Source organism: Pseudomonas sp. S2_C11 (assembly GCF_054668395.1).
The window spans coordinates 2,565,228-2,585,193 of record NZ_CP162765.1 but is presented as its reverse complement, the minus strand read 5'-3'; the positions used below and the strand labels follow the sequence as shown (position 1 = coordinate 2,585,193).

The 19,966-nt window shown below is 61.0% G+C and carries 18 protein-coding genes; 7 read left to right on the top strand and 11 right to left on the bottom strand.

All coding sequences use genetic code 11. The features are described 5' to 3' along the window. The 9 genes from AB4N48_RS11645 to rfaH form a co-directional block, all read right to left on the bottom strand. Complete coding sequence (locus AB4N48_RS11645) at window positions 1-1,107, bottom strand: glycosyltransferase (RefSeq protein ID WP_150635431.1); 1,107 nt, start codon at window positions 1,105-1,107, stop codon at window positions 1-3. Then, a complete protein-coding gene (locus AB4N48_RS11640) occupies window positions 1,104-2,183 on the bottom strand; it encodes a glycosyltransferase (protein WP_460095466.1) in 1,080 nt (359 codons plus the stop codon). The genes AB4N48_RS11645 and AB4N48_RS11640 overlap by 4 nt, the downstream gene beginning before the upstream one ends. An 11-nt stretch (window positions 2,184-2,194) precedes the next feature. Then, window positions 2,195-2,902 carry a WecB/TagA/CpsF family glycosyltransferase gene (locus tag AB4N48_RS11635; RefSeq protein ID WP_460095465.1) on the bottom strand — a complete coding sequence of 236 codons (708 nt, stop codon included), beginning with the start codon at window positions 2,900-2,902 and terminating at the stop codon, window positions 2,195-2,197. Then, a complete protein-coding gene (locus AB4N48_RS11630) occupies window positions 2,899-4,257 on the bottom strand; it encodes a UDP-glucose dehydrogenase family protein (protein ID WP_460095463.1) in 1,359 nt (452 codons plus the stop codon). The genes AB4N48_RS11635 and AB4N48_RS11630 overlap by 4 nt, the downstream gene beginning before the upstream one ends. A 46-nt stretch (window positions 4,258-4,303) precedes the next feature. Further along, window positions 4,304-5,695: an undecaprenyl-phosphate glucose phosphotransferase gene (locus AB4N48_RS11625; RefSeq protein ID WP_056785633.1), complete on the bottom strand. Its 1,392-nt coding sequence runs from the start codon at window positions 5,693-5,695 to the stop codon at window positions 4,304-4,306. A 66-nt stretch (window positions 5,696-5,761) separates the two neighbouring features. Then, window positions 5,762-8,071, bottom strand: coding sequence for a GumC family protein (locus AB4N48_RS11620; RefSeq protein ID WP_460095462.1), 2,310 nt, complete (start codon window positions 8,069-8,071; stop codon window positions 5,762-5,764). 2 nt (window positions 8,072-8,073) lie between these two features. Continuing rightward, complete coding sequence (locus AB4N48_RS11615; protein WP_460095461.1) at window positions 8,074-8,607, bottom strand: polysaccharide biosynthesis/export family protein; 534 nt, start codon at window positions 8,605-8,607, stop codon at window positions 8,074-8,076. A gap of 12 nt (window positions 8,608-8,619) precedes the next feature. Continuing rightward, the gene (locus AB4N48_RS11610; protein WP_353187778.1) at window positions 8,620-9,780 is read right to left on the bottom strand and encodes an outer membrane beta-barrel protein; all 1,161 of its coding nucleotides are present in this window, start codon (window positions 9,778-9,780) and stop codon (window positions 8,620-8,622) included. A 51-nt stretch (window positions 9,781-9,831) separates the two neighbouring features. Beyond that, on the bottom strand, window positions 9,832-10,350 hold the full coding sequence (rfaH, locus tag AB4N48_RS11605; protein WP_110599474.1) for a transcription/translation regulatory transformer protein RfaH: 519 nt from the start codon (window positions 10,348-10,350) through the stop codon (window positions 9,832-9,834). Between the two features lie 684 nt (window positions 10,351-11,034). On the opposite strand from rfaH, the gene AB4N48_RS11600 reads away from it, so the two are divergent. Continuing rightward, window positions 11,035-12,009 carry an NAD-dependent epimerase gene (locus AB4N48_RS11600; RefSeq protein ID WP_460095460.1) on the top strand — a complete coding sequence of 325 codons (975 nt, stop codon included), beginning with the start codon at window positions 11,035-11,037 and terminating at the stop codon, window positions 12,007-12,009. Window position 12,010: 1 nt separating this feature from the next. Here the strand turns inward: AB4N48_RS11600 and AB4N48_RS11595 are convergent, their stop codons facing one another. Together AB4N48_RS11595 and AB4N48_RS11590 are read right to left on the bottom strand one after the other, a co-directional pair. Then, window positions 12,011-12,220: a hypothetical protein gene (locus AB4N48_RS11595; protein ID WP_460095459.1), complete on the bottom strand. Its 210-nt coding sequence runs from the start codon at window positions 12,218-12,220 to the stop codon at window positions 12,011-12,013. A 94-nt stretch (window positions 12,221-12,314) separates the two neighbouring features. Further along, a complete protein-coding gene (locus AB4N48_RS11590; protein ID WP_252883737.1) occupies window positions 12,315-13,241 on the bottom strand; it encodes an alpha/beta hydrolase in 927 nt (308 codons plus the stop codon). 118 nt (window positions 13,242-13,359) lie between these two features. Here AB4N48_RS11590 and AB4N48_RS11585 point away from each other — a divergent pair, with 118 nt between their 5' ends. The 6 genes from AB4N48_RS11585 (at window position 13,360) to AB4N48_RS11560 (ending at window position 19,962) form a co-directional block, all read left to right on the top strand. Next, window positions 13,360-14,265 (top strand): LysR family transcriptional regulator, encoded by a 906-nt coding sequence (locus AB4N48_RS11585; protein WP_460095458.1) that lies wholly within the window; start codon window positions 13,360-13,362, stop codon window positions 14,263-14,265. Between the two features lie 202 nt (window positions 14,266-14,467). Beyond that, window positions 14,468-15,715 (top strand): ABC transporter substrate-binding protein, encoded by a 1,248-nt coding sequence (locus AB4N48_RS11580; protein ID WP_016774568.1) that lies wholly within the window; start codon window positions 14,468-14,470, stop codon window positions 15,713-15,715. 77 nt (window positions 15,716-15,792) lie between these two features. Next, window positions 15,793-16,668, top strand: coding sequence for a branched-chain amino acid ABC transporter permease (locus tag AB4N48_RS11575; protein ID WP_024012825.1), 876 nt, complete (start codon window positions 15,793-15,795; stop codon window positions 16,666-16,668). A gap of 11 nt (window positions 16,669-16,679) precedes the next feature. Beyond that, the gene (locus AB4N48_RS11570; protein WP_460095457.1) at window positions 16,680-18,461 is read left to right on the top strand and encodes a branched-chain amino acid ABC transporter ATP-binding protein/permease; all 1,782 of its coding nucleotides are present in this window, start codon (window positions 16,680-16,682) and stop codon (window positions 18,459-18,461) included. Continuing rightward, on the top strand, window positions 18,454-19,158 hold the full coding sequence (locus AB4N48_RS11565; protein ID WP_073474647.1) for an ABC transporter ATP-binding protein: 705 nt from the start codon (window positions 18,454-18,456) through the stop codon (window positions 19,156-19,158). The genes AB4N48_RS11570 and AB4N48_RS11565 overlap by 8 nt, the downstream gene beginning before the upstream one ends. 33 nt (window positions 19,159-19,191) lie before the next feature. Further along, window positions 19,192-19,962 carry an SDR family oxidoreductase gene (locus AB4N48_RS11560; RefSeq protein ID WP_460095456.1) on the top strand — a complete coding sequence of 257 codons (771 nt, stop codon included), beginning with the start codon at window positions 19,192-19,194 and terminating at the stop codon, window positions 19,960-19,962. Window positions 19,963-19,966 lie beyond the last annotated feature (4 nt).

The following is a 19,966-nucleotide window of genomic DNA, read 5'->3' as shown; positions in this document are numbered from 1 at the left end:
TCAGCGCCTCCCAAGTAACGCCTTGAGGTAGGTCTGCACCGCGCGGCCGCTGACGAAGCGCGCGGCGGCATCAATCCGCCGCTGGCGATGCAGGGCTCGTGGCGCGGCCATTTGTGCGCTGATTGCGCTGGCGAGCGCGGCCGGATCGTCAACATCGACCAAGGGGGCGACGGCGCCATCGCCGAGGATTTCCTGCGGGCCGTACGGGCAGCGGGTCGCCACGACCGGCGTGCCGGTCGACAGGGCTTCGACCAACGCGTTGGGGCTGCCCTCGAAACGCGACGACAGGACGAAACAGTCCGCTCGGGCAATCTCGGCGATAGGGTCACTGGCGTATCCCGGTAGATCGCAACGCTCTGCGACGCCGAGCGCTGTCGCTTGGGCCAGCAGTTCGCCGCGCAGGGCGCCTTCGCCGAAGATGATCAGCCGCGCATCGCGTTGCGGCAGACGGGCGAAGGCGTCGATCAGAGTGTCGAAGCCCTTTTGTTGCGCCAGTCGACCCACGGCGACGATCACCGGGGTGGTTTTGTCCTTCAGCCAGGGATGGCTGGGCGCGGCGGCGGGTTTGTCACGAAAATCGTTGTCGAGCACCGGGTTGTCAGCGGTCGTCACATCGCGCGCGCGGGCGATGGTGGTGTCGACCAGATCCTCGGCGACGCCTTGTGACACGCAGATCACCGGGTTGGGAATCAGCCGGTACAGCCACGGCGCCAGCCAGTAGGCAAGCTTGACCGACAGCGCCGGGTTGACGTGTTTGTCCCGCGAAAAGGCATTGCGCTCGCTGACATGCAGCCGCGCCAGCGTCCCGGACAGCGCGGCGGCGGCAATCGCCACGACGTTGACGTGGGTGAGGGCGGCCAGTTGCGCGTCGTACTGATTGCTGCGTAAAAACCGTGTCAGTGCCGGCACAGCCGCCGCGCTGCGCGGACTGTCGAGCAGCACTTGTCTGACTCGTGGGTCGAGCGCCGGCTGATTGATGCCGGCACCGGTGAGCATCAGCAGCGTGACTTCATTGCCGGCCTCAACCAAGGCGCCGGCGAGGCGCACCATCATTTTCTCCGCGCCGCCGGCGCCGAGGTCCTGGAGGATGATCAGCAGCTTTTTCATCGGTTCCACACTTGGTAATAGGCCTGGGCGGCGTACTGGCTGGTGTAGGGCAGGATCGCTTCGCTGACTGAATGTCGGGCTGGAGCTGCCGGTTCGCGGCTGGCCAGACTGTCGAGCAGCGCCTCGGCCAGGGCTGGCACATCGTTGACGACGACCAAACGCCCGAGGCGTCCATCGTCGAGCAACTCGCGCGGCCCGCTGCCGCAGTCGGTGGATATTACCGCCGTACCCAACGCCAGCGCCTCGACCAGTACCGTCGGCAAACCTTCGTGCAAAGAACTGAGCACCAACAGTTGCGCATGGCGGATCAGCGGATAGGGATTACGCAGATGCCCGGTGAAATGCACCAAGCGTTCGATGCCCAGCCGTTGCGCCTGCGCCTCAAGCTCTGCGCGTAACGGGCCGTCGCCGGCAATCACCAGATACGGCAACGTGCGTTGTTGCGCCGCCAGCGCATAGGCGTCGAGCAGCAAATCGAAGCCCTTGGTATGCACCAGTCGGCCGATGCCCAGCCAGTAATGATGGGGCACACCACCGGGCAGCGGCGCTTGTGCCGCGCGCATCAGTTGTTCGCTGATGACTGCGTTCGGGCAATAACGGATGCGCGGTCGCCCCCACGGCATCAATCCGGCAAGCGACTGGCGCAGACCGTGGGACACCGCGACCACCTTGCCGCTGCCGCACAGGTACAGCGCGTACAACAGGCGCAGGCTGGCGCGTCCGGTGTTCTGCTCGGCGCAATCCAGCGCGGCGTGGCGGGTGTAAATGACTTTGCAGGGACTGCCCAGGGTGGCGAACCAGGTGCAGAGATTGGCCTGTTCCTTGGCGCCAATCAGGTGCGTCACGCTTTCGCGGCGAATCAGCCGGCGCAACAGCACGATCGACTTCAGCCAGCCCGCGAGCCCACTGCCGCCACCGGCCATGCTCGGCGCGCCGTCGACGTTGGGCGAGTCGCCGTTCATGACGAAAAAACTCACCCGCCGGCCGTCCGCCAGAAACTGCTCGGCGAGGCGCTGCTGCACGCACTCGACGCCGCCGCCAGTCTGGTAATCCTTGAGCGTGAACAGAATATGCATCGGCACAATCCTCATGGGGCGGTGACATTGATTGCCACTTGCTGGCGCAGAATCAGTTCGGTCAGGCGCAGGGCATTGCTCGGGTAGTCGAGCAGGTAGCGCTTGATCGTGTGCGGCTCGCGGTACATGCGGTAGAAGGCGCGCAGGTGCAGGCGGTTGATGGCGTCGGGGTAGTAACGCTCGCCGGCATCGGCTTCCTGACGAATGAAACCGCCGCAGGTGAACGCCACGCCGCTGAAACCGCCGCGCAGCGCTTCGAGGACAAAGCGCTCCTGCAGACCGGCGCCGAGGCCGACCAGCAACAGGTTGGTCCGCTGCCGACGGATATCAGCCTGAAGCGCGGCGCCTTGCTTGGCATCGAAGAAACCGTTGTGCGCGCCGACCAGTTGCAGGCGCGGGTACTGCGTGCCGAGCTTTTCCACGAAACGATCAAGCTCGGCCTGCCGCGCACCGACCACGTAGACGCGTTTGCCGCGCTGCTCGGATTCACGCAACACCGGATCGGCAATCGAGGTGAAATCGAAACTGACCCGCTGCACCGCGCGCCCGGTGATGCGCGACATGAACCCGGACATCAGCATGCCGTCGCAAAAATACGCCAGCGACGACGGCGGCTGACGGATGAAACTGCCGATCGAGGCGAAGTTGAGAAAGGAGAAGGCCCGGTTGGAGTCCAGCAGGGCCGGCGAATAACGGTCGAGCAATTCCAGGCGGATCATGACGCGAGATCCTGTGCTTCAGCGGCGCAGGTTGGCCGGCCGACGCTGATGTAGGTGAAACCGCGTGCGCTGAGGCGTTGCGGATCGAACAAATTGCGGCCATCGAAGATCAGCGGATTTTTAAGCTGGCGGGCGAGCAGTTCGAAGTCCGGCGCGCGAAACGCTTGCCACTCGGTGACGATCACCAGCGCGTCGGCATTTTTCAGCGCCGCCTCTTTGGTGCCGGCCAGCGCCAGGTCATCGCGCGGGCCGTAAAGCTGCTGCGCCTGTTCCATGGCTTTCGGGTCGAATGCCTGCACATTGGCGCCGGCTCGCCACAACGCCTCCATCAACACGCGGCTGGGCGCTTCGCGCATGTCATCGGTGTTGGGCTTGAAACTGAGGCCCCACAGCGCGAAGGTCTTGCCTTCCAGCGCACCGTTGAAGTGCTCGGCGATCTTGTGGAACAGCGTGCTTTTCTGCTCGTTGTTGCGCGACTCGACTGCGCGAAGCAGGCGCGCATCGATGTCGACGCCGTGGGCGGCGTGGATCAGCGCGCGCACATCCTTGGGAAAACACGAACCGCCGTAACCGATGCCGGGATAAATGAACTGGTAGCCGATGCGCGGATCCGAGCCGATGCCATGGCGAACCATTTCGATGTCGGCGCCAAGCTTTTCGGCAAGCCCGGCCATCTCGTTCATGAAGCTGATCTTGGTTGCCAGCATGCAGTTGGCGGCGTACTTGGTCAGTTCGGCGCTGCGCACATCCATGACGATGATTTTTTCGCGGTTGCGATTGAACGGTTCGTAGAGCTCGCGCATCAGCGCTTCGGCGCGCGGGCTGTCGGTGCCGATGATGATCCGGTCGGGGCGCATGCAGTCGTCGACCGCGCAACCTTCCTTGAGAAATTCCGGGTTGGAAACCACATCGAAGGTCAGCGCAGCGCGGCCGCTCTCGGCGAGGATTGCACTGATGCATTCGCGTACCCGGTCCGCCGTGCCCACCGGCACCGTGGATTTGTCGACGATGATCTGCTCGCCGCGCAGGTGTTCGCCGATGGTACGGGCGACGCTGAGGACATGTTTGAGATCCGCCGAGCCGTCCTCGTCCGGCGGCGTGCCGACCGCGATCAGCAACACATCGCCGTGCTTTACCGCAGCGACCAGATCACTGCCGAATTGCAGACGGCCGCTGTGATGATTGTCCCGCACCAGGCTTTTCAGACCCGGCTCGTAGATGGGCAGAGTGCCGTCGTTCAAGGCCTGCACCTTGGCCGCGTCGACATCCACACACAGCACGTTGTGGCCGACCTCGGCCAGCGCGGCGCCCTGGACCAGTCCGACATAACCGATACCGAATACACTCACATTCATGGGAAAACCTCATGCGTGGCGGGGTGGGCCAGAGCGCTGGCCGCTGTCAGTAGATGTTTTTCGAGAACAGGGTGAAGGGCGTCTTCAGGAGGATCTTGATGTCCAGCCACAGCGACCATTGATTGATGTAATTGAGGTCTTGAGCGACCCGGCGCTGCATCTTTTCCACGGTCTCGGTTTCGCCGCGATGCCCGGTGATCTGCGCCAGACCGGTGATGCCAGGCTTGAGCCGATGCCGTGCCATGTAGGCGCGCACCTTGCCGGTGTAATAGATGTTGTGGGTGACCGCGTGCGGACGCGGCCCGACCAGCGCCATGTGGCCGAACAGCACGTTGAACAGTTGCGGCAGCTCATCGATGGAGCTGCGCCGCAGAAAGCGTCCCAGCGGTGTGACGCGGTCGTCGTCGCGGGTGGCCTGACGCACTTGCTGATCGTTGTGCACGCGCATCGAGCGAAACTTCCACACGCGGATCACTTCGCCGTCGCAGCCATGGCGGTTCTGCTTGAACAGCACCGGCCCCGGCGACGTCAGCTTGACCGCAATGGCCACGCCGAGCAGCAGCGGGCTGAGCAGAATCAGCGCCACCGCTGCAACGCTGCGTTCGAACAGGTCCTTGCAGAACAGGCTGCCGGGGTGCGAGGTAAGCAGGCTTTCGTTGAGGTAAATCGCCGGCATCCGCTCGATCTCGGAGATCGAATGATTGAGCAAGACCATGCTGCCCAGATCCGGAATCCACACCACGTCGACGTTCATGTCGAGCAGATTGATGTACAACGCTTCGATCGTCGCCGCCTCGGCCATCGGCAGCACGATGTACACCCGCCGCGCCTGCAAGCGCGTGATGATTTCGCGGATGTCCTCGACCTCACCGAGCAGCGGCAGAATGCTCGGCGCCGGGCCGCTGTCGGCTTTCGCCGCGACAAACCCGAGCAGTAACGCGCGATCCGGGTCGAGGAGTTTGCGCGCCAGTTCATGGGCGGTCGGGCAGGTGCCGATGATTACCGCGCGGCGCTCGTTGCAAATCATTTTGGTGTACATGCGCACGAACAGATGCAGCGGCAGAAACGTCGCCGCCTGGGCGAGAAAACCGACCACCGCCCAGACAATCACCACCTGCCGGGAGAACAACGCGCTGGTCTGGGTGACGAAGGCGATGCTCATCAGCAGTCCGAGCAGAATCAGCCAGCCGGCCAGCAAACGGCCGAGCCCGACCAGCAGGCCATGACGTTTGTGGTAGACCTGAACGAGGCTGTAGACCGGCATCGAGCCGAGCACCGTGAGGATGATCAGTAGCCGGTATTCACTGGGCAAGGCGCCGATGCGCCAGTGCACCAGAACAATCAGCAACAGATTGACCAGGGTCATTGCGCACAACCATTGCCCCCAGAAGGTGAGGCCGCGACGGTGTGCCATTTGCGCGGAATATTGCGAGGTCATCGGCGCGATCTCCGATTCGTCGTACAGGGAAGGACAGGCTGCGGCCGGGCGGCACGGCCCGAAGGATCAGCGCGGGGCGAAGTCGTAGTCGTAGAAGGAACGGGAATGGCCATGGCCGTACTTGCGCGCCTTGCGCAGATCGACCTGATTGAGCACCACGCCGAACACCGGCGCCTGGCTCTGCTGCAATACGGCGATGCTTTTGCGCACCTGGCCGACCGGCGTGCTCTGCGCCTTGACCACGTAGATCACCGCATCGGAATGCTGCGCCAGCAACAGCGCGTCACTGACGATTTCCGCTGGCGGCGAATCGATGATGATGTGCCGGTAGCGCGACTTGAGAATCTGCAACAGCCGACCGAGGCGCGGTGAGCTGAGCAAGTCCTGCGCGGGGGCCACGGCGTTGCTCGAACTGCTCGAGACTTTCAAGCGTGGTGCCTCGAACGGGTCCAGCGCTGCGGGCGTCAGGCAGCCGGCCGGGAGCATGTCCAGATTACCGACGCTGCGGATGCAGTCTTCCAGCCGTGCGCTGCCGGCCATGAGGTTGGCGAGGCCGGGGCTCTGCGGCGGGAAATCGAAGTTCAGCGACAGTGTCGGCTGACGCATGTCGGCATCGATCAGCAGCACCCGTTCCAGTGGCGCGAGTGACGAGGCAAGGTTGTTGGCGATGGTACTTTTGCCTTCGCCGGACACCGAGGAAGTGACGAGCACCACCTGCGCCGGGCGTTCGTTGTTCTGCAGCATCAGCCAGGTGCGCAGATTACGGATGGTTTCACAGAAGCGCGGGTGGTCGTTGTCTTCGAACAGCCGCGCCAACTGTCGCCGGCTCTTCTTCATCACCAGCGGCACGACGCTGAGCAACGGCACATTGAGCAGACTCTCGACGGTGTCGTCGGTCTTGAAGGTATTGCTGAGCGTATCGAAGAGGAAGGCGAGGGCAACGCCGACGATCGCTGCGACCAGCGCGACAATCGCGAGAATCAGATTCTTGCGCGGTTTGCTCGCTTCCAGCGGTGCGATCGCCGGGTCGACGATGCGCGCCTTGGCCGAATCCATGTCCGAAGTGGCGGCGGTTTCCTTGAGGCGGGTGACGAAGGTTTCATACAGCGCGCGGGTGCTGTCGACTTCACGCTGGAATTCGCGCAGCTGGAATTCCTTGCGCGAAATGTCCTGAATCTGCGCTTTGTTGCTGTTGAAGGATTTGCGCAGGGCGTCTTCGCTGGCCACCGCCAATTGGTATTGACGCTCGATGCCGGCGACCACTTGCTGCACTTGCAGGCGCAGACTGTTGGCGGCGGTGCGCTGTTCGGATCGGGCGGAGATCAGCGCCGGGTGTTTCGGCCCGTAGCGGCCCGACAACTCTTCGACTTTGGCCTGAGCCTTGGCCAGGTCGGCCTGGAACTGCTGAATCAGCGGATTGCTCAGCACTGCCGGCACGCTGGACAAACGACTGATGTCGCCGTTGCTCAAGGCTTGCGCCTGACGGAACTGGCTCTCCGCTTCAGCACGGTCGCGGCGCGCATCGATCATGCGGTTGCCGGTCATCTGCAGCTCGTTGGCACTGATGGTGGCGACACCGTCGACATCGACCAGACCCTGTTCCTCGCGGTAGGCCTGCAACTTGTTTTCGGCAACGCGCAGGTTGTCGCGCAACTCGACCAGGCGGGTGTTCATCCAGCTGGTGTTGTTTTGCGAGGACTTCAGGCTGGTGTCCTGCTGGCTGTCGATAAAGCCTTGGGCGAGGGCGTTGGCCACCGCCGCAGCGAGTGCCGGGTCGGGCAGTTCGACGTCGATCTCCAGCAATTGACTCTTGCCGACAAACTTGACGCTGGTGTGCAGCATCAGGTTTTGCGTGACGTCATTGAACACTTGCTCTTCGGTCGCTGGCGGCTTCGGCGGCGGCAACAGGTCCAGCCATGGCAGCCACTGGTCGCGATTGAGCTCCGCCAGCCATTGGCGCGGGGTGAACCAGCTCTGCGCCTGCTGGCGTGGATCGGTGACCGGGTGGGTGGTGAGGCCCAGTTTGCGTACGGCGCGCTCGGCCAGCTCCCGCGATTGCAGCAGCGCTTGCTGGGTCTGCAAGTAGTCAGTGGTGGTGGCGCCGCCGGATTCGGCGGCCTGCTGAAAACTCAACACCGGTGGCGTCTTGTCCTTGATCAGCAACGTCGCACTGCCGACGTATTGCGGCGTGATGAACGACAGCGCCACCACGGCCAGCGCGCAACTGAGCAGCACCAGCCAGGCGATGTTCCACTTCGCCGACCAGACCACGCGCCACAGGTGCAGCAGATCAAGGGTGTCCGACTCATCAGCCGCTTGCGTTTGCGAGTGGCCCTGGAGCGGACGTTCGAGGTAGGTGCTTGGGCTGTTGTCCATGATCAGAAAAAGCCTTGTGCAATGGAAATGGTGTCGCCGGGAGCGATGACGGTGGTGCGCGAGATGTTTTCAGTGACCGGTGGGCCGCCACTGCCGCGCAAAATCGTCACGCGTTTCATCGAGGCGCGTTCGGTCAGGCCGCCACCCAGGGCGATGGCTTTTTCCAGGGTCAGGCCGGGCTGAAACGGATAGCTGCCGGGCTTCTGCACCTCGCCGTTGATGTAGAACGGGCGGTACTCGATCTGGCTGAGGCTGACTTTCGGATCGACCAGGTAGCCTTGCTTGAGGCCGTCGACGAGCTTTTGTTCGACCTGATTGGGCGTCAGGCCCTTGGCGACGATTTCGCCTAAAAACGGATAGGAAAAGGTGCCGGCATCGTTGAGGCGGATCTTCTTGAAGCTCAGTTCCGGCTCGCCGAACACGATGATGCGCAAGACATCGCCAGCGGCCAGGCGGTAATCGGTGTTGTTGTCCGCCGCCTCGACCGTGGGCACTGTCCAGAGCAGCAACAACAATAAAATCAGGCGCGTGTGCATGGCCCAACCCTCCTAAAGACTGACGTCGAACGTGATCTGGAAAACATTGCGGGTGAAGCTTTCGTTGTCGGCATCGGAGTCGTTGTCGCGGTGGCGATAGGCGACTTCGACGTCCAGCCAGCGGCGCATTGCGTAATTCACGCCGAGTTTGTAGTCCTGCAGATCGTCGCTGCGGTCCTGGCCTTCGTAGACGTAATGACCCATGCCGGCTTCAGCAATCGTGGTGATGCGCTCGGTCCAGCCGTGACGCCAACCGATCTGGGTGAAGGTGGCTTTCACCGCGTCGGAGCCGTCATCGCCTTCGGCCATGGCCTGGCGCGCGAGGAAGGTGAAGGTCGAGTAGGTGCGCGGTTTCCACGCCAGATCCACTTGCCAGGTGGGGTTGCTCAGGTCGTCGGAACCGCTCTGGTCGAAATTCTTTCGCTCGTAACCGACGCGCAGCTTGCCGGTGGTTTTCGCTGTCATGTCCCACTCGGCCCCAGCCAGCACTGCATCGGAGCGACTGCTGCGCGGGCTGTTCGATTGCAGGTAGTCGAAGCGGGTGTGGTCGTATTCGAGCAGGCCACGGGTCTTGCTGCCGAGGCGGTGATACCAGGTGCTGGACAGATTGCTGGTGTTGCGCTCCTTGTCATCGTTGATGCCGTCGGCGTTGTCATAGCGCAGTTGTGCGTAACTGGCGCCGAGGTCGATCTGGTTCAGCGCACTGCGCGCGCCGAAGGTGTAGACGCCGCCGACGCGCTGGCTCTCGATTTTGTCGTTGATGCCGTCGACGGCGGTCGAGGTGGTGCGCTCGTACTTGCGTGCCTCGGCTTCGAGTTTCAGCCGATGCCGGTCGGTGAACTCCATGATGCTGTCGGCGCGCAGACGCTGGGCGGTGTTCGAAGCGTCCGAGGCGCTGTGATAGATGTAGCGGGTCGGCTCCCAGATCACCCGCGTGGCGCTGTTGCGGTCCTCGGCTTTGAGCTCGAAGGCCGGCGCCAGGCGGGTGACCATGGTCGATTCGACATCGTGTTCGACTTCACGAAAGTTGTCGTCGTAGCTTTCCGACAAGGCAAAGGTCGGGGTGAAATCGAAGCCGTACACATTGATCGCTTGCGGCTCAACGCTCCAGGCAGCTTCGGGGGCACAGCAGGCGACGACTAAAACCAGGGAACAGCGAGGCTTCAGAGCCATGGATCACGCTCCTGATTAAGGGGGTCGGGGTCAGGGCGAAGCGGATCCGGACTATTGTCGCTGGCGTTCGAGGTAACTCAGCGGGACGCTGACGTGCTGTTGGCGGTTGAGGAAATTGAGCAGGATCATTACCCGCTCATCGCCCTGCATGGACAGGAACACGCCTTCGAGCGGGGACAGTGGACCCTGGACGATTTGCAGAGGTTCGCCGGGCTTGAGTGTCGGTTCGGCAGGAAAACCGAGCGACTCCTGGCTGCGTTCGCGCAGTTGCGCAATCACGTCTTCGTCGACCCGGGCGGGCACATGGTTGAATTCGACGATGCGGCTGACACCGCGGGTCGAGCGAATCGGTGCCCAGTTATCGTCGCGGCTCAGTTCAATGAATACGTAGCCGGGGAACAGCGATTCCAGTGTTCGTTGGCGTTTGCCACGAATACTTCGCTCGCTCATCAGCTGCGGCCGAAAGGTCGAATAGTTCTGTTGCTGCAGATTGAGTTGTGCCCGTTCATCCTGGCGGGGCTTGCACTGCAATAAATACCAGTTAGAGCCGTTGCGGCAAACCGTTAGCATGCTGGAGTACTCCATACATAGCGATCGTGTAAGCAGGGCGGCCGATAACGTGGGACGAGCCGTCATGCTTGCTAGTAGGTAGTAGGCTGATCAAGGCAAAGTGCCGAGCCAGATGCATCAATGTTTATTGGCAGAAGAAGTGTTTCAAAAATGAATCAACTTGATTGGGTTGTTGTTATATCCATGGCCGTCTTGGCTATAACGAGTCCGCGCTTTTGTTTGAGCAAAGCTACCGCACGGTTCGCAGTTGCGACCTTCAGGATCCAATTACATAAATAGCCGGAGAGCAGAAAAGTGCGCGTCGGCGCGAGCTCATCGGGCAGTGATTAGTTATCGGCCAGTCTTTGCAAGCTGTCAATTGCTAATAGTCAAAAACATTACCTTTCATCCGCTGATAATGGCCGTGTTCCGTAAGTCATTGTTTGTGAACGGTGAAATTTATTCGTCGGATTTTTTAAACTTTTCGAAGTTATTGAAGTCGCGGGTGTTAGATGGCGTCCGTGATAGCAAATTAGTTTCAATCTTACATCTTTCGATTCATCGGCAGTTCGACTTTTAAATACCTCGCGTCGGATGCTGCTGGCCAGGGTAACTAGGGTCGTCTATCAATAGTTTCCGTTGTTGGCCGGTAAATGTTCGGTGCTGTGTATCTCCTTAAAGTCCAACCGGTGAGCCGAGGTGATCATGAGTGTTCTGGTGACAGGTGCCGCAGGTTTTATCGGTTATCACACGGTCATGCGTTTGTGTCGCGAGGGGCTCGAGGTTGTGGGTATCGACAATCTCAACCCTTATTACGACGTCAAACTCAAAGAGGCGCGTTTGCAACGACTTGAGACGTTGGCCAATTTCACTTTCCATCGACTGGACATTGTTGATCAGGCGGCGTTGAACGCGCTGTTACAGCACGGACACTTCAAACAGGTCATTCACTTGGCCGCCCAGGCCGGTGTGCGCTACTCGCTGGACAATCCTGATGCATATGCGCAATCGAATCTGGTCGGGTTTCTCAACGTTCTGCAGGCATGCCGTCGTCATCCGCCGGAGCACTTTATCTACGCCTCGAGCAGCTCGGTGTATGGCGCCAATACCAAGATGCCGTTTGCAGAAGACGACCCGGTCGACCAACCGGTTTCGTTGTACGCCGCGACCAAGCGTGCCAACGAATTGCTCGCGCACAGTTACTGCCATCTCTACGGGTTGCAGGCCACCGGCCTGCGCTTCTTTACCGTGTACGGCCCGTGGGGGCGACCGGACATGGCGCTGTTCAGGTTCACCGAAGCGATGCTGCAGGGGCGCGCCATCGACCTTTACAACCAAGGCGAAATGGCGCGGGATTTCACCTACATCGATGACATCGTCGAAGGGATTTTGCGACTGCTCGACAAACCGCCCGCACTCAGCGCCGAGCGTGGTACTAACCGGCTGTTCAATATCGGTCGCGGCAGTCCAGTAGCGCTATTGATCTTCGTCGAATGCCTGGAGCAGGCATTGGGCATGAAGGCCCAGCGCCGTTATCTGCCGATGCAGGAGGGCGATGTATTGAAGACTTGGGCCGACGTGTCGGCGCTGGCACGCTGCATCGACTTCAGCCCGCAGGTGCCGATCGAGCAGGGCGTGCAAGCATTCGTGCAGTGGTATCGCGAGTTCTATCAGGTCTGATTCAGTGCAGGGTGACGGCCCTGCGACTTTCCCCGATGCGGATCCGGTCGAGGGCGCGATTCAGCGCATCCAGTGCATCGAGCAGCGCCTTGGCCTCGGCTTCACGCCCGTCGCCCCACAGGCGTTCGGCCATTTTGTTCAAGGCCTGAATGGCGCGTTCGATGTCGGCTGCGCTGGCGCTGTTCTCAGGGGCTGGTGGTTTTTTCGGCATTCACGGTTCCTCGGCGGTCGGCAAACCACCATACCGCCAAGGCGCCGAGCTATACAGCCAGAAGTGTCGCCGATCAGCAGCGGACGCAGTTTGGTCAGCGATTAGCCTCAGTCAACCCCGCCTCGATAAACCGCACCGAACTCTCCAGCGCCTGCTGCCCCTCGGCCAGCATGCCCGCGTAGAAATGCCAGGCGTGAAACATGCCGGGCCACACTTCAAGATTGACCCGGACGCGGTTGTCCGCCAGGTGATTGGCCAGACGCATGGCGTCACTGAGCATCAGTTCGTTTTCGCCGATCTGCACCAGAATCGGTGGCAGTCCGGTGACGTCGGCGAACACCGGCGAGGCCAGCGGATGGTTGGCCAGGGTGCAGCCGAGAAAGGCTCGCGCGAGGATGTCCAGCACTGGCTTGGAGTTTAGCGGGTCAAGGCCTTCACGATTGCTCATGGAGGCGCCGGTGTGTTCGAGGTTGGCCCATGGCGAGATGGACGAACCCACCGCAGGCAAGGGCAAGCCTTTGGATTTTGCCGCGACCATCACGCTGACCACCATCGCGCCACCCGCCGACTCGCCTGCGAAGGCAATCTTGCTGGCGGCGATGTTCTGCTCAAGCAACCACTCATAGGCGCGCAAAGTGTCATCGATGGGGGCGGGGAATTGATGCTCGGGTGCGAGGCGGTAATCCGGCATGTACACCCGCGCGCCGAGCATTTTTGCGTAGTTGCCGCCGATGCCGTGGTAGCCGTCAGGTCGACCGACGATGTAGGCACCGCCGTGGATGTACATCAGCACCGCGTCGGTCTTGAGTTCATCCGGAGTCACCAGCGTAGCGGGCACGCCGCCCATGTCGACTGCTTCAAACCTCACGCCAGCCGGTGGTTGATTCTGCCCGAGCATTTTTGCGTAGGCATCGCGGATGTCGCTCATCTTAGTGGTGGTATCGATACCCTTGAGCACGGGCACCAGATCGCTGAGGCTGTTGGCCCAGGTTTGCACAGCTGCTTTTACTTCAGTGTTCATATGACCTCGATCATGCGTTGGTGATGGCTTAACTAATCGAGATGTTATGCTCATGATTGGGGAATAGGGTTCCCCATAACCGGTGCCAACCCGCCTGAATGCCAAACCCGGAGGCCTCATGGAACTGCATAACCTGAACGACATCGCGGCCTTCGTCGCCTCGGTGGATACCGGAAGTTTTACGGCGGCGGCCAGGCAACTCGGGCTGACCCGCTCGGCCGTCGGTAAATCGATCGTGCGGCTCGAATCGCGTCTGCAGGTCCGCCTGCTCAACCGCACCACCCGCAGCCTGAGCCTGACCGACGATGGTCGGGTGCTGTATGAGCGATGTGTGGGCATCTTGCAGGATCTGGACGAGGTCGAAGAGGCTTTGGCGTTCCGCCGTTCGACGCCCAGCGGCCGCTTGCGCATGAGCCTGCCGGTAGCACTGGGCCGGCTGCACCTTGTGCAGCACATCGAGCGCTGCCTGAGAGACTGGCCGTCGCTCGCCATCGACGCGACGTTTTCCGATCGGCTGGTCGACCTGATCGACGAGGGTTTCGATCTGGCGATTCGCATCGGTCCGCCCAAGGAAGACTCCGGGCTACTCACGCGCACGGTGGCTTACCAGCAAATGATCACCTGTGCCTCGCCCAATTACCTGAATGAACATCCGGCACCGCAGAGACCTGAAGATCTGGCCGGGCATGCGTGCCTGCACTTCGTCAGCGGTGGCCGATTGCTGCCGTGGAATTTTCGCGTCAATGGTCAGCCTGTGTCGGTCATTCATGCCGGGCGGCTGCAGATGGACAGCGCTGAGGCCTTGCATCAGGCGACTGCCGCAGGCCTCGGTATCGCGACGTTGCCATCCTATGTGGTCAACGATGACTTGCGCAGTGGCAAGCTCGTGCAGTTGCTCGCAGATTACGCCGAGGCTGCCGAGCCGATCCGGGTGATTTATCCGAGCAAGCGACACCTGTCGCCGAAGATTCGGCTGTTCATCGACAGGCTGGTGGAAGCGTGGTTGCCGGCGCCTTGGGACTGATCAATCGGCGATAGAAGCTGTGCCGAAAATTCACAGCAGGTGTGCTTTTTCAGCTATATCCAGCCAATCTTGGCGAGCCGTACTCTTGCAAACAGTGGCGCAGAAACTTGCGTGTCATCGCCACTGTAATCCGACGATGTCTGTGCTCGGCACGGATCATTTGAAGGAACAATAAAAACAATATCTGCGGGAGATGAATCCAATGAGACTCGCTCAAGAGGAAGCCGTGGCCGTGGCGGCTACCGCGAAAAGCTGGCTGAAAGCTGCCGGCATCCTGCTTTGCCTGTCCACTCCGGTTGCCGCGCTCGCGGACATCAGGATCGGTGCGCTTTATCCCTTGAGTGGATCCCTGGCGTTGCTGGGCGACGAGAGCTTCCGTGGCCTCGAACTGGCCGTCGCCGAACGAAATGCCTCGGGCGGTTTGAAGGGCGAGCCGATCAAGTTGCTCAAGGCCGACGCAGTCGATGCGGGACAAGCGGTCGGTGCCGCGCGCCGGCTCACCTCTGTTGAAAACGTCACTGCTGTATTTGGCAGCTATTCCTCGGCGCTGTCATTTGCGGCCACGCAGGTGACGGAGATGGCGGGGGTGCCCTTTTTCGAATTGGGTGCGGTGTCCGACCACATCACTGAGCGTGATCTGAGCTACGTGATGCGCAGCAACCCGACCGCCAGGAATTTCGCCGAAGGCACCATCACCGCCATCACGGACATTGTCAGCCCATCGCTCAAGGTCGATCCGAAACAATTGAAGGTCGCGATCATCCACGAGGATGCGCTGTACGGTACGACCATCGCCGGGTTTCAGAAAAAAATCGCTCAGGAGCAAGGTCTGAACGTGGTCGAGGTACTACCGTATTCGGCCAAAGCGGTCGATCTCTCATCGCTGATCCTGCGTTTGAAAGGCGCCCAGGCGGATGTGGTATTGCAGACCAGTTATCAGAACGACACGACGCTGTTTTTCCGCCAGATCCGCGAAGCCGGTTTCAGGCCCAAAGCCGTTATCGGCGCCGGCGGCGGCTATTCCATGCAGGACACGGTCAAGGTCGTCGGCGCAGCCAATATGGAAGGCGTGCTCGATGTCGATTTCCCACAGTTCCAGACCAATGAAAACGGCGCTCCCGGTATCGGGGCGTTCGCCAAGGCATACAAGGATCGCTACGGCAGCGAACCGCGCTCGGGCCACAGCCTGATCAACTATGTCGGGGCGAAGATATTCCTCGATGCCATGGAAAACAGTACTTCGCTGGACGCCGATGCGATCCGTGCCTCGGTGGCAACCATCGATATTCCTCTCGGCGGCACGGCTGCCGGCATCGGTGCCAGGTTTGGCAAGAACGGCCAGAACCAGCGCGCCAATACGGCAATCATGCAGTGGCAGAACGGACTGCTGAAAACCGTTTACCCCCAGGCAGCCGCCGTTGCCCAAGCGCGTTTTTCCGACCAACCCTGATACCTGAACCCCGCAATCTGCTGAAGCTTGATCATTGAGCTTCACGGGTTCGTTCGCTCGCAAAGAGGGCGCCAACCGTGGAAATTTTCATCCAGCTCCTGTTAAACGGCTTATTGCTCGGTGGCACGTTGGCCATCATCAGCATCGGCCTGACTCTGATTTTCGGCATCGTGCGAGTGGTCAACTTCGCCCATGGCGAGTTTCTGATGATCGGCCTGTATGCCGTGTACTTGCTGAATTCGCACTTCGGCATCCACCCGTATATGGCGATCATTCCTGCGACGATCCTGTTGTTTGCCGCTGGTGCGGCAATGCAGCGTTTCATCATTCAACCGTTGCTTGGCGCCGAGGGACATATCCAGATTTTCGCCACCGTGGGCGTCTCGATTGCCCTGATGAACGGCGCGTTGCTGATCTTCGGTGCCGACGTCATGACGGTGAAGAACATCAGCGTCGGTACCACGACCGTCAGCTTCGGCGCCTTTCGCGTCAGCAGCGGTCAGTTGATCACGTTTGTCGCGTCGCTCGCACTGGTCGCGGGGCTGCACTGGTTTTTGCAGAACACATTTCTCGGCCGGGCCGTCCGCGCTACTGCACAGCATCGCAACGCGGCGCAACTGATGGGCGTCAACGTCAAGAACATCTATGTGTTTGCCTTCGGCCTGGGTTGCGCCTGCCTGGGCGTCGCCTCGGGACTGATCGCTCCGCAATATCCGGTCTTTCCAACCGTTGGCACTTTCTTCGTGCTGACGGCGTTTGTGATTGTGGTGCTGGGCGGTCTGGGCAGCCTGTCCGGCGCACTGATCGGTTCAATGCTGATCGGCATCGTCGACAGTCTCGCCGGTTACTACATCGCGCCGGACCTCAAGGAGGTCGTCTACTTCACGATTTTCCTGGGCATCCTGGTGTTTCGTCCGACAGGTCTTTTCGGCGCCGGTCGCGGGTCTGAGTGAGGAAGATGTTCATGAATATTTTGCACCCGCGTGTCTATGTCAGTGCACTGGCCCTGGCGCTGTTACTGATCATTCCATTGAGCGTTGGTTCGCCGTTCGTTTATCACCTGTTCATCCTCATATGCAGTTATGCGGCACTGGCCAGTGCCTGGAACATCGTCGGCGGGTTTGCCGGCCAGCTGTCGTTGGGGCATGCCGTGTTCTATGGGGTGGGCGCTTACACGACGACGCTGCTGATGATGAAACTGGGCATCAGTCCATGGATCGGCATGTTCGCTGGCGCAATCCTGTCGTCGATTGTCGCGGTGCTGATCAGTTGGCCGTGCTTCAGATTGCGCGGGCCGTTTTTTGCCTTGGCGACCATTGCGGTGCTGGAGGTCGTGCGTCTGGTGGCGATCAATCAGCATGACGTGACCGGTGGTGCGGCAGGGCTGGGCGTACCGCTGAAGCTCGGTTTCGAGTGGATGTTGTTCCGCCCGCGCTGGCCATACCTGCTGATCGCCTTCGCGTTTCTGCTCATCACATTGGCAGTGTCGTGGAAGATCAAGAATTCCCGACTGGGTTATTACCTGATCGCCGTGCGTGAGCGTGAAGACGCCGCCCATGCGGTGGGCGTGAACTCGGTCAAGGTCAAGCTGATCGCCGTGGTGTTGTCCGCATTTATCACCAGCCTGGTCGGCAGCTTTCATGCGATGTACCTGACCTTCATCGAACCCGGCTCGATGTTTTCTCTCGAGATGTCGATTCAGATCGCCATGTTCGCGTTGATTGGTGGACTGGGCACGGTATCGGGACCGCTGATCGGCACTTTGCTGGTGCTGCCGCTGGCTGAACTGGCACGCGGCTGGCTTGGCGATCTGGGCAGCGGGGTGCACGGTCTGGTCTATGGCATCGTGCTGGTCGTGGTGGTGCTGACTATTCCGCAAGGCGTGGTGGGGCGTTTTGGGGCCCGGATATTTGCCTGGATCGACTCATTGCCCGGCGGCCGTCGTTCGATGGCAAATACAAAAGCACCGATCGGGCCGACCTTGGCGCAAGCCCACTCGGCCATGCACGGTGAGCCGGTTCTGGTCGCAGAAAACCTGCACAAGTTCTTTGGCGGACTGCACGCCACCAACGATGTTTCGCTGAGCTTGGCCGAAGGCGAAATCGTGGGTGTGATCGGCCCGAACGGCGCCGGCAAAACTACGGTGTTCAACCAGCTCTCCGGGTTTCTTCTGCCATCCAAAGGCCAAGTGAAAGTGCGCCTGCTCAATGGCGACTGGGTCACCCCGAACAGCCCGGCCGAGTTCGCCCGGGCAGGCATTGGCCGGACCTTTCAGATCGTGCAGCCATTCGCTGATTTGAGTGTCTGCGAGAACATCATGCTCGGTGCATTCATGCACACCGCCGACGCGAAGGAGGCGAGGGCGATCGCCGAGCAAGTCGCCGAGCTGACCGAACTCACCGCGCTGCTCGACACCCGGGCGCGCAACTTGACGGTCGGCGGCATGAAGCGCCTGGAAATGGCCCGCGCTCTGGCGACCCGCCCGCGCATCCTGCTGCTCGACGAGGTCATGGCCGGCCTCAACCCGACGGATGTTGCCAAGGCCATCGCAGTGATTCGCCGGGTGCGTGATTCGGGCGTCAGCGTGTTGATGATCGAGCACTTGATGCAAGCCACCATGAGCCTTTCTGACCGCATCGTCGTGATCAGTTCCGGCACGCTGCTGATGCAGGGCGCGCCTCACGATGTGATCAACGATCCTCAGGTTATCGAAGCCTACCTCGGTAAGGAGTACAGCCATGCTTAAACTCGACAACGTCCACAGCGGCTATGGCGGTACGGAGATCCTTCGTGGCGTGTCGTTCGAGGTCAATGCCGGCGAGGTGGTGACCATCGTCGGCGCCAACGGCGCCGGCAAAACCACGACCCTGCGCAGCTTGTGCGGCATCGTCACACCGTCCCAAGGCACGATCGAATTCGAAGGCCAGCGCATCGATGGCAATCGCCCCGATCAGATTGTCGACGCGGGCCTGACGCTGATACCGGAGGGGCGCCAGTTGTTTCCCTTCATCAGCGTGCGCGACAACCTCTTGATGGGCGCCTACAAACGCAGTGCACGAGCGGGCTACAGGCAGCGTCTGGACAATATTCTCGATCTGTTTCCGAGGGTGCGCGAACGTCTTGATCAGAACGCCGGGACACTGTCGGGCGGCGAACAACAAATGGTTGCCATCGCCCGGGGCCTGATGGCCGAGCCGAAATTGTTGATGTTTGATGAACCCTCGCTGGGCCTGTCGCCGCTGCTGGTGTCGCAGGTCTTCGAGATCATCAACAGGATTCTCCAGTTGGGCACCACCGTGTTGATCGTCGAGCAGAACATCGTTCATACGCTGCGCATTGCTCATCGAGGTTACGTGCTGGAGAACGGCGAAGTGGTGCTCAGCGGCACCGGCCAGGAACTGCTGGAGAACCCGCACGTCAAGCGTGCTTATCTGGGGCTCTGACCCAGTCCATTTATCTGCAAGTGAGAACAGCTCATGACTCATTCCAGACACGCCGGGCGCACCGTAATGGTCACCGGCGCCGGGGGCGGCATCGGTGCGGCGATCGCGCGGTTGTATTGCGAAGAAGGTGCAGCCGTGGCGCTGCTCGACGCTGATGCCGACAAGGTGCAACAGCAGGCCGGGGCGTTGCGTGATGCGGGTTTTGCGGTCGCGTGGGCGCAGGCTGATGTCGCGAGTTTTCAAGACTGCGCTGCTGCCTGCGAGCGCTTGCAAGGTGAGCTCGGCCTCATCGATACGCTGATCAACAACGCCGGCATTTCGCCCAAACACCACGGCGCACCCGCGCCGATCTGGACCATGGCGCCGGATGAGTGGCTGCGGGTGGTCGATATCAACCTCAATGGCTCCTTCAACCTGGTGCGAGTGCTCGCGCCCGGCATGGTCGAGCGCCGGTTCGGGCGCATCGTCAATATGTCTTCGGTGGCGGGCAGCGCGTTCTTGCCGATTGTCGCAGCGCACTACAGTGCGACCAAAGCCGCAATCATCGGCTTTACCCGCCACCTGGCCGGCGAACTCGGGCCGTTCGGAGTCACCGCCAATGCGCTGGCACCGGGACGAATCGAAACGCCATTACTCAAGACCGTATCGGCCCACGCCAATCAAGCCGTGGTCGACGAGACGCCGCTGCGCAGGCTGGGCACACCGCTTGAGGTGGCAAGGGCGGCGTGTTTTCTCACGTCGAGCGAAAGCGACTTCATCACCGGCCAGGTGATTGATGTCGCGGGCGGCTGGTTGATGCGCTGATGAC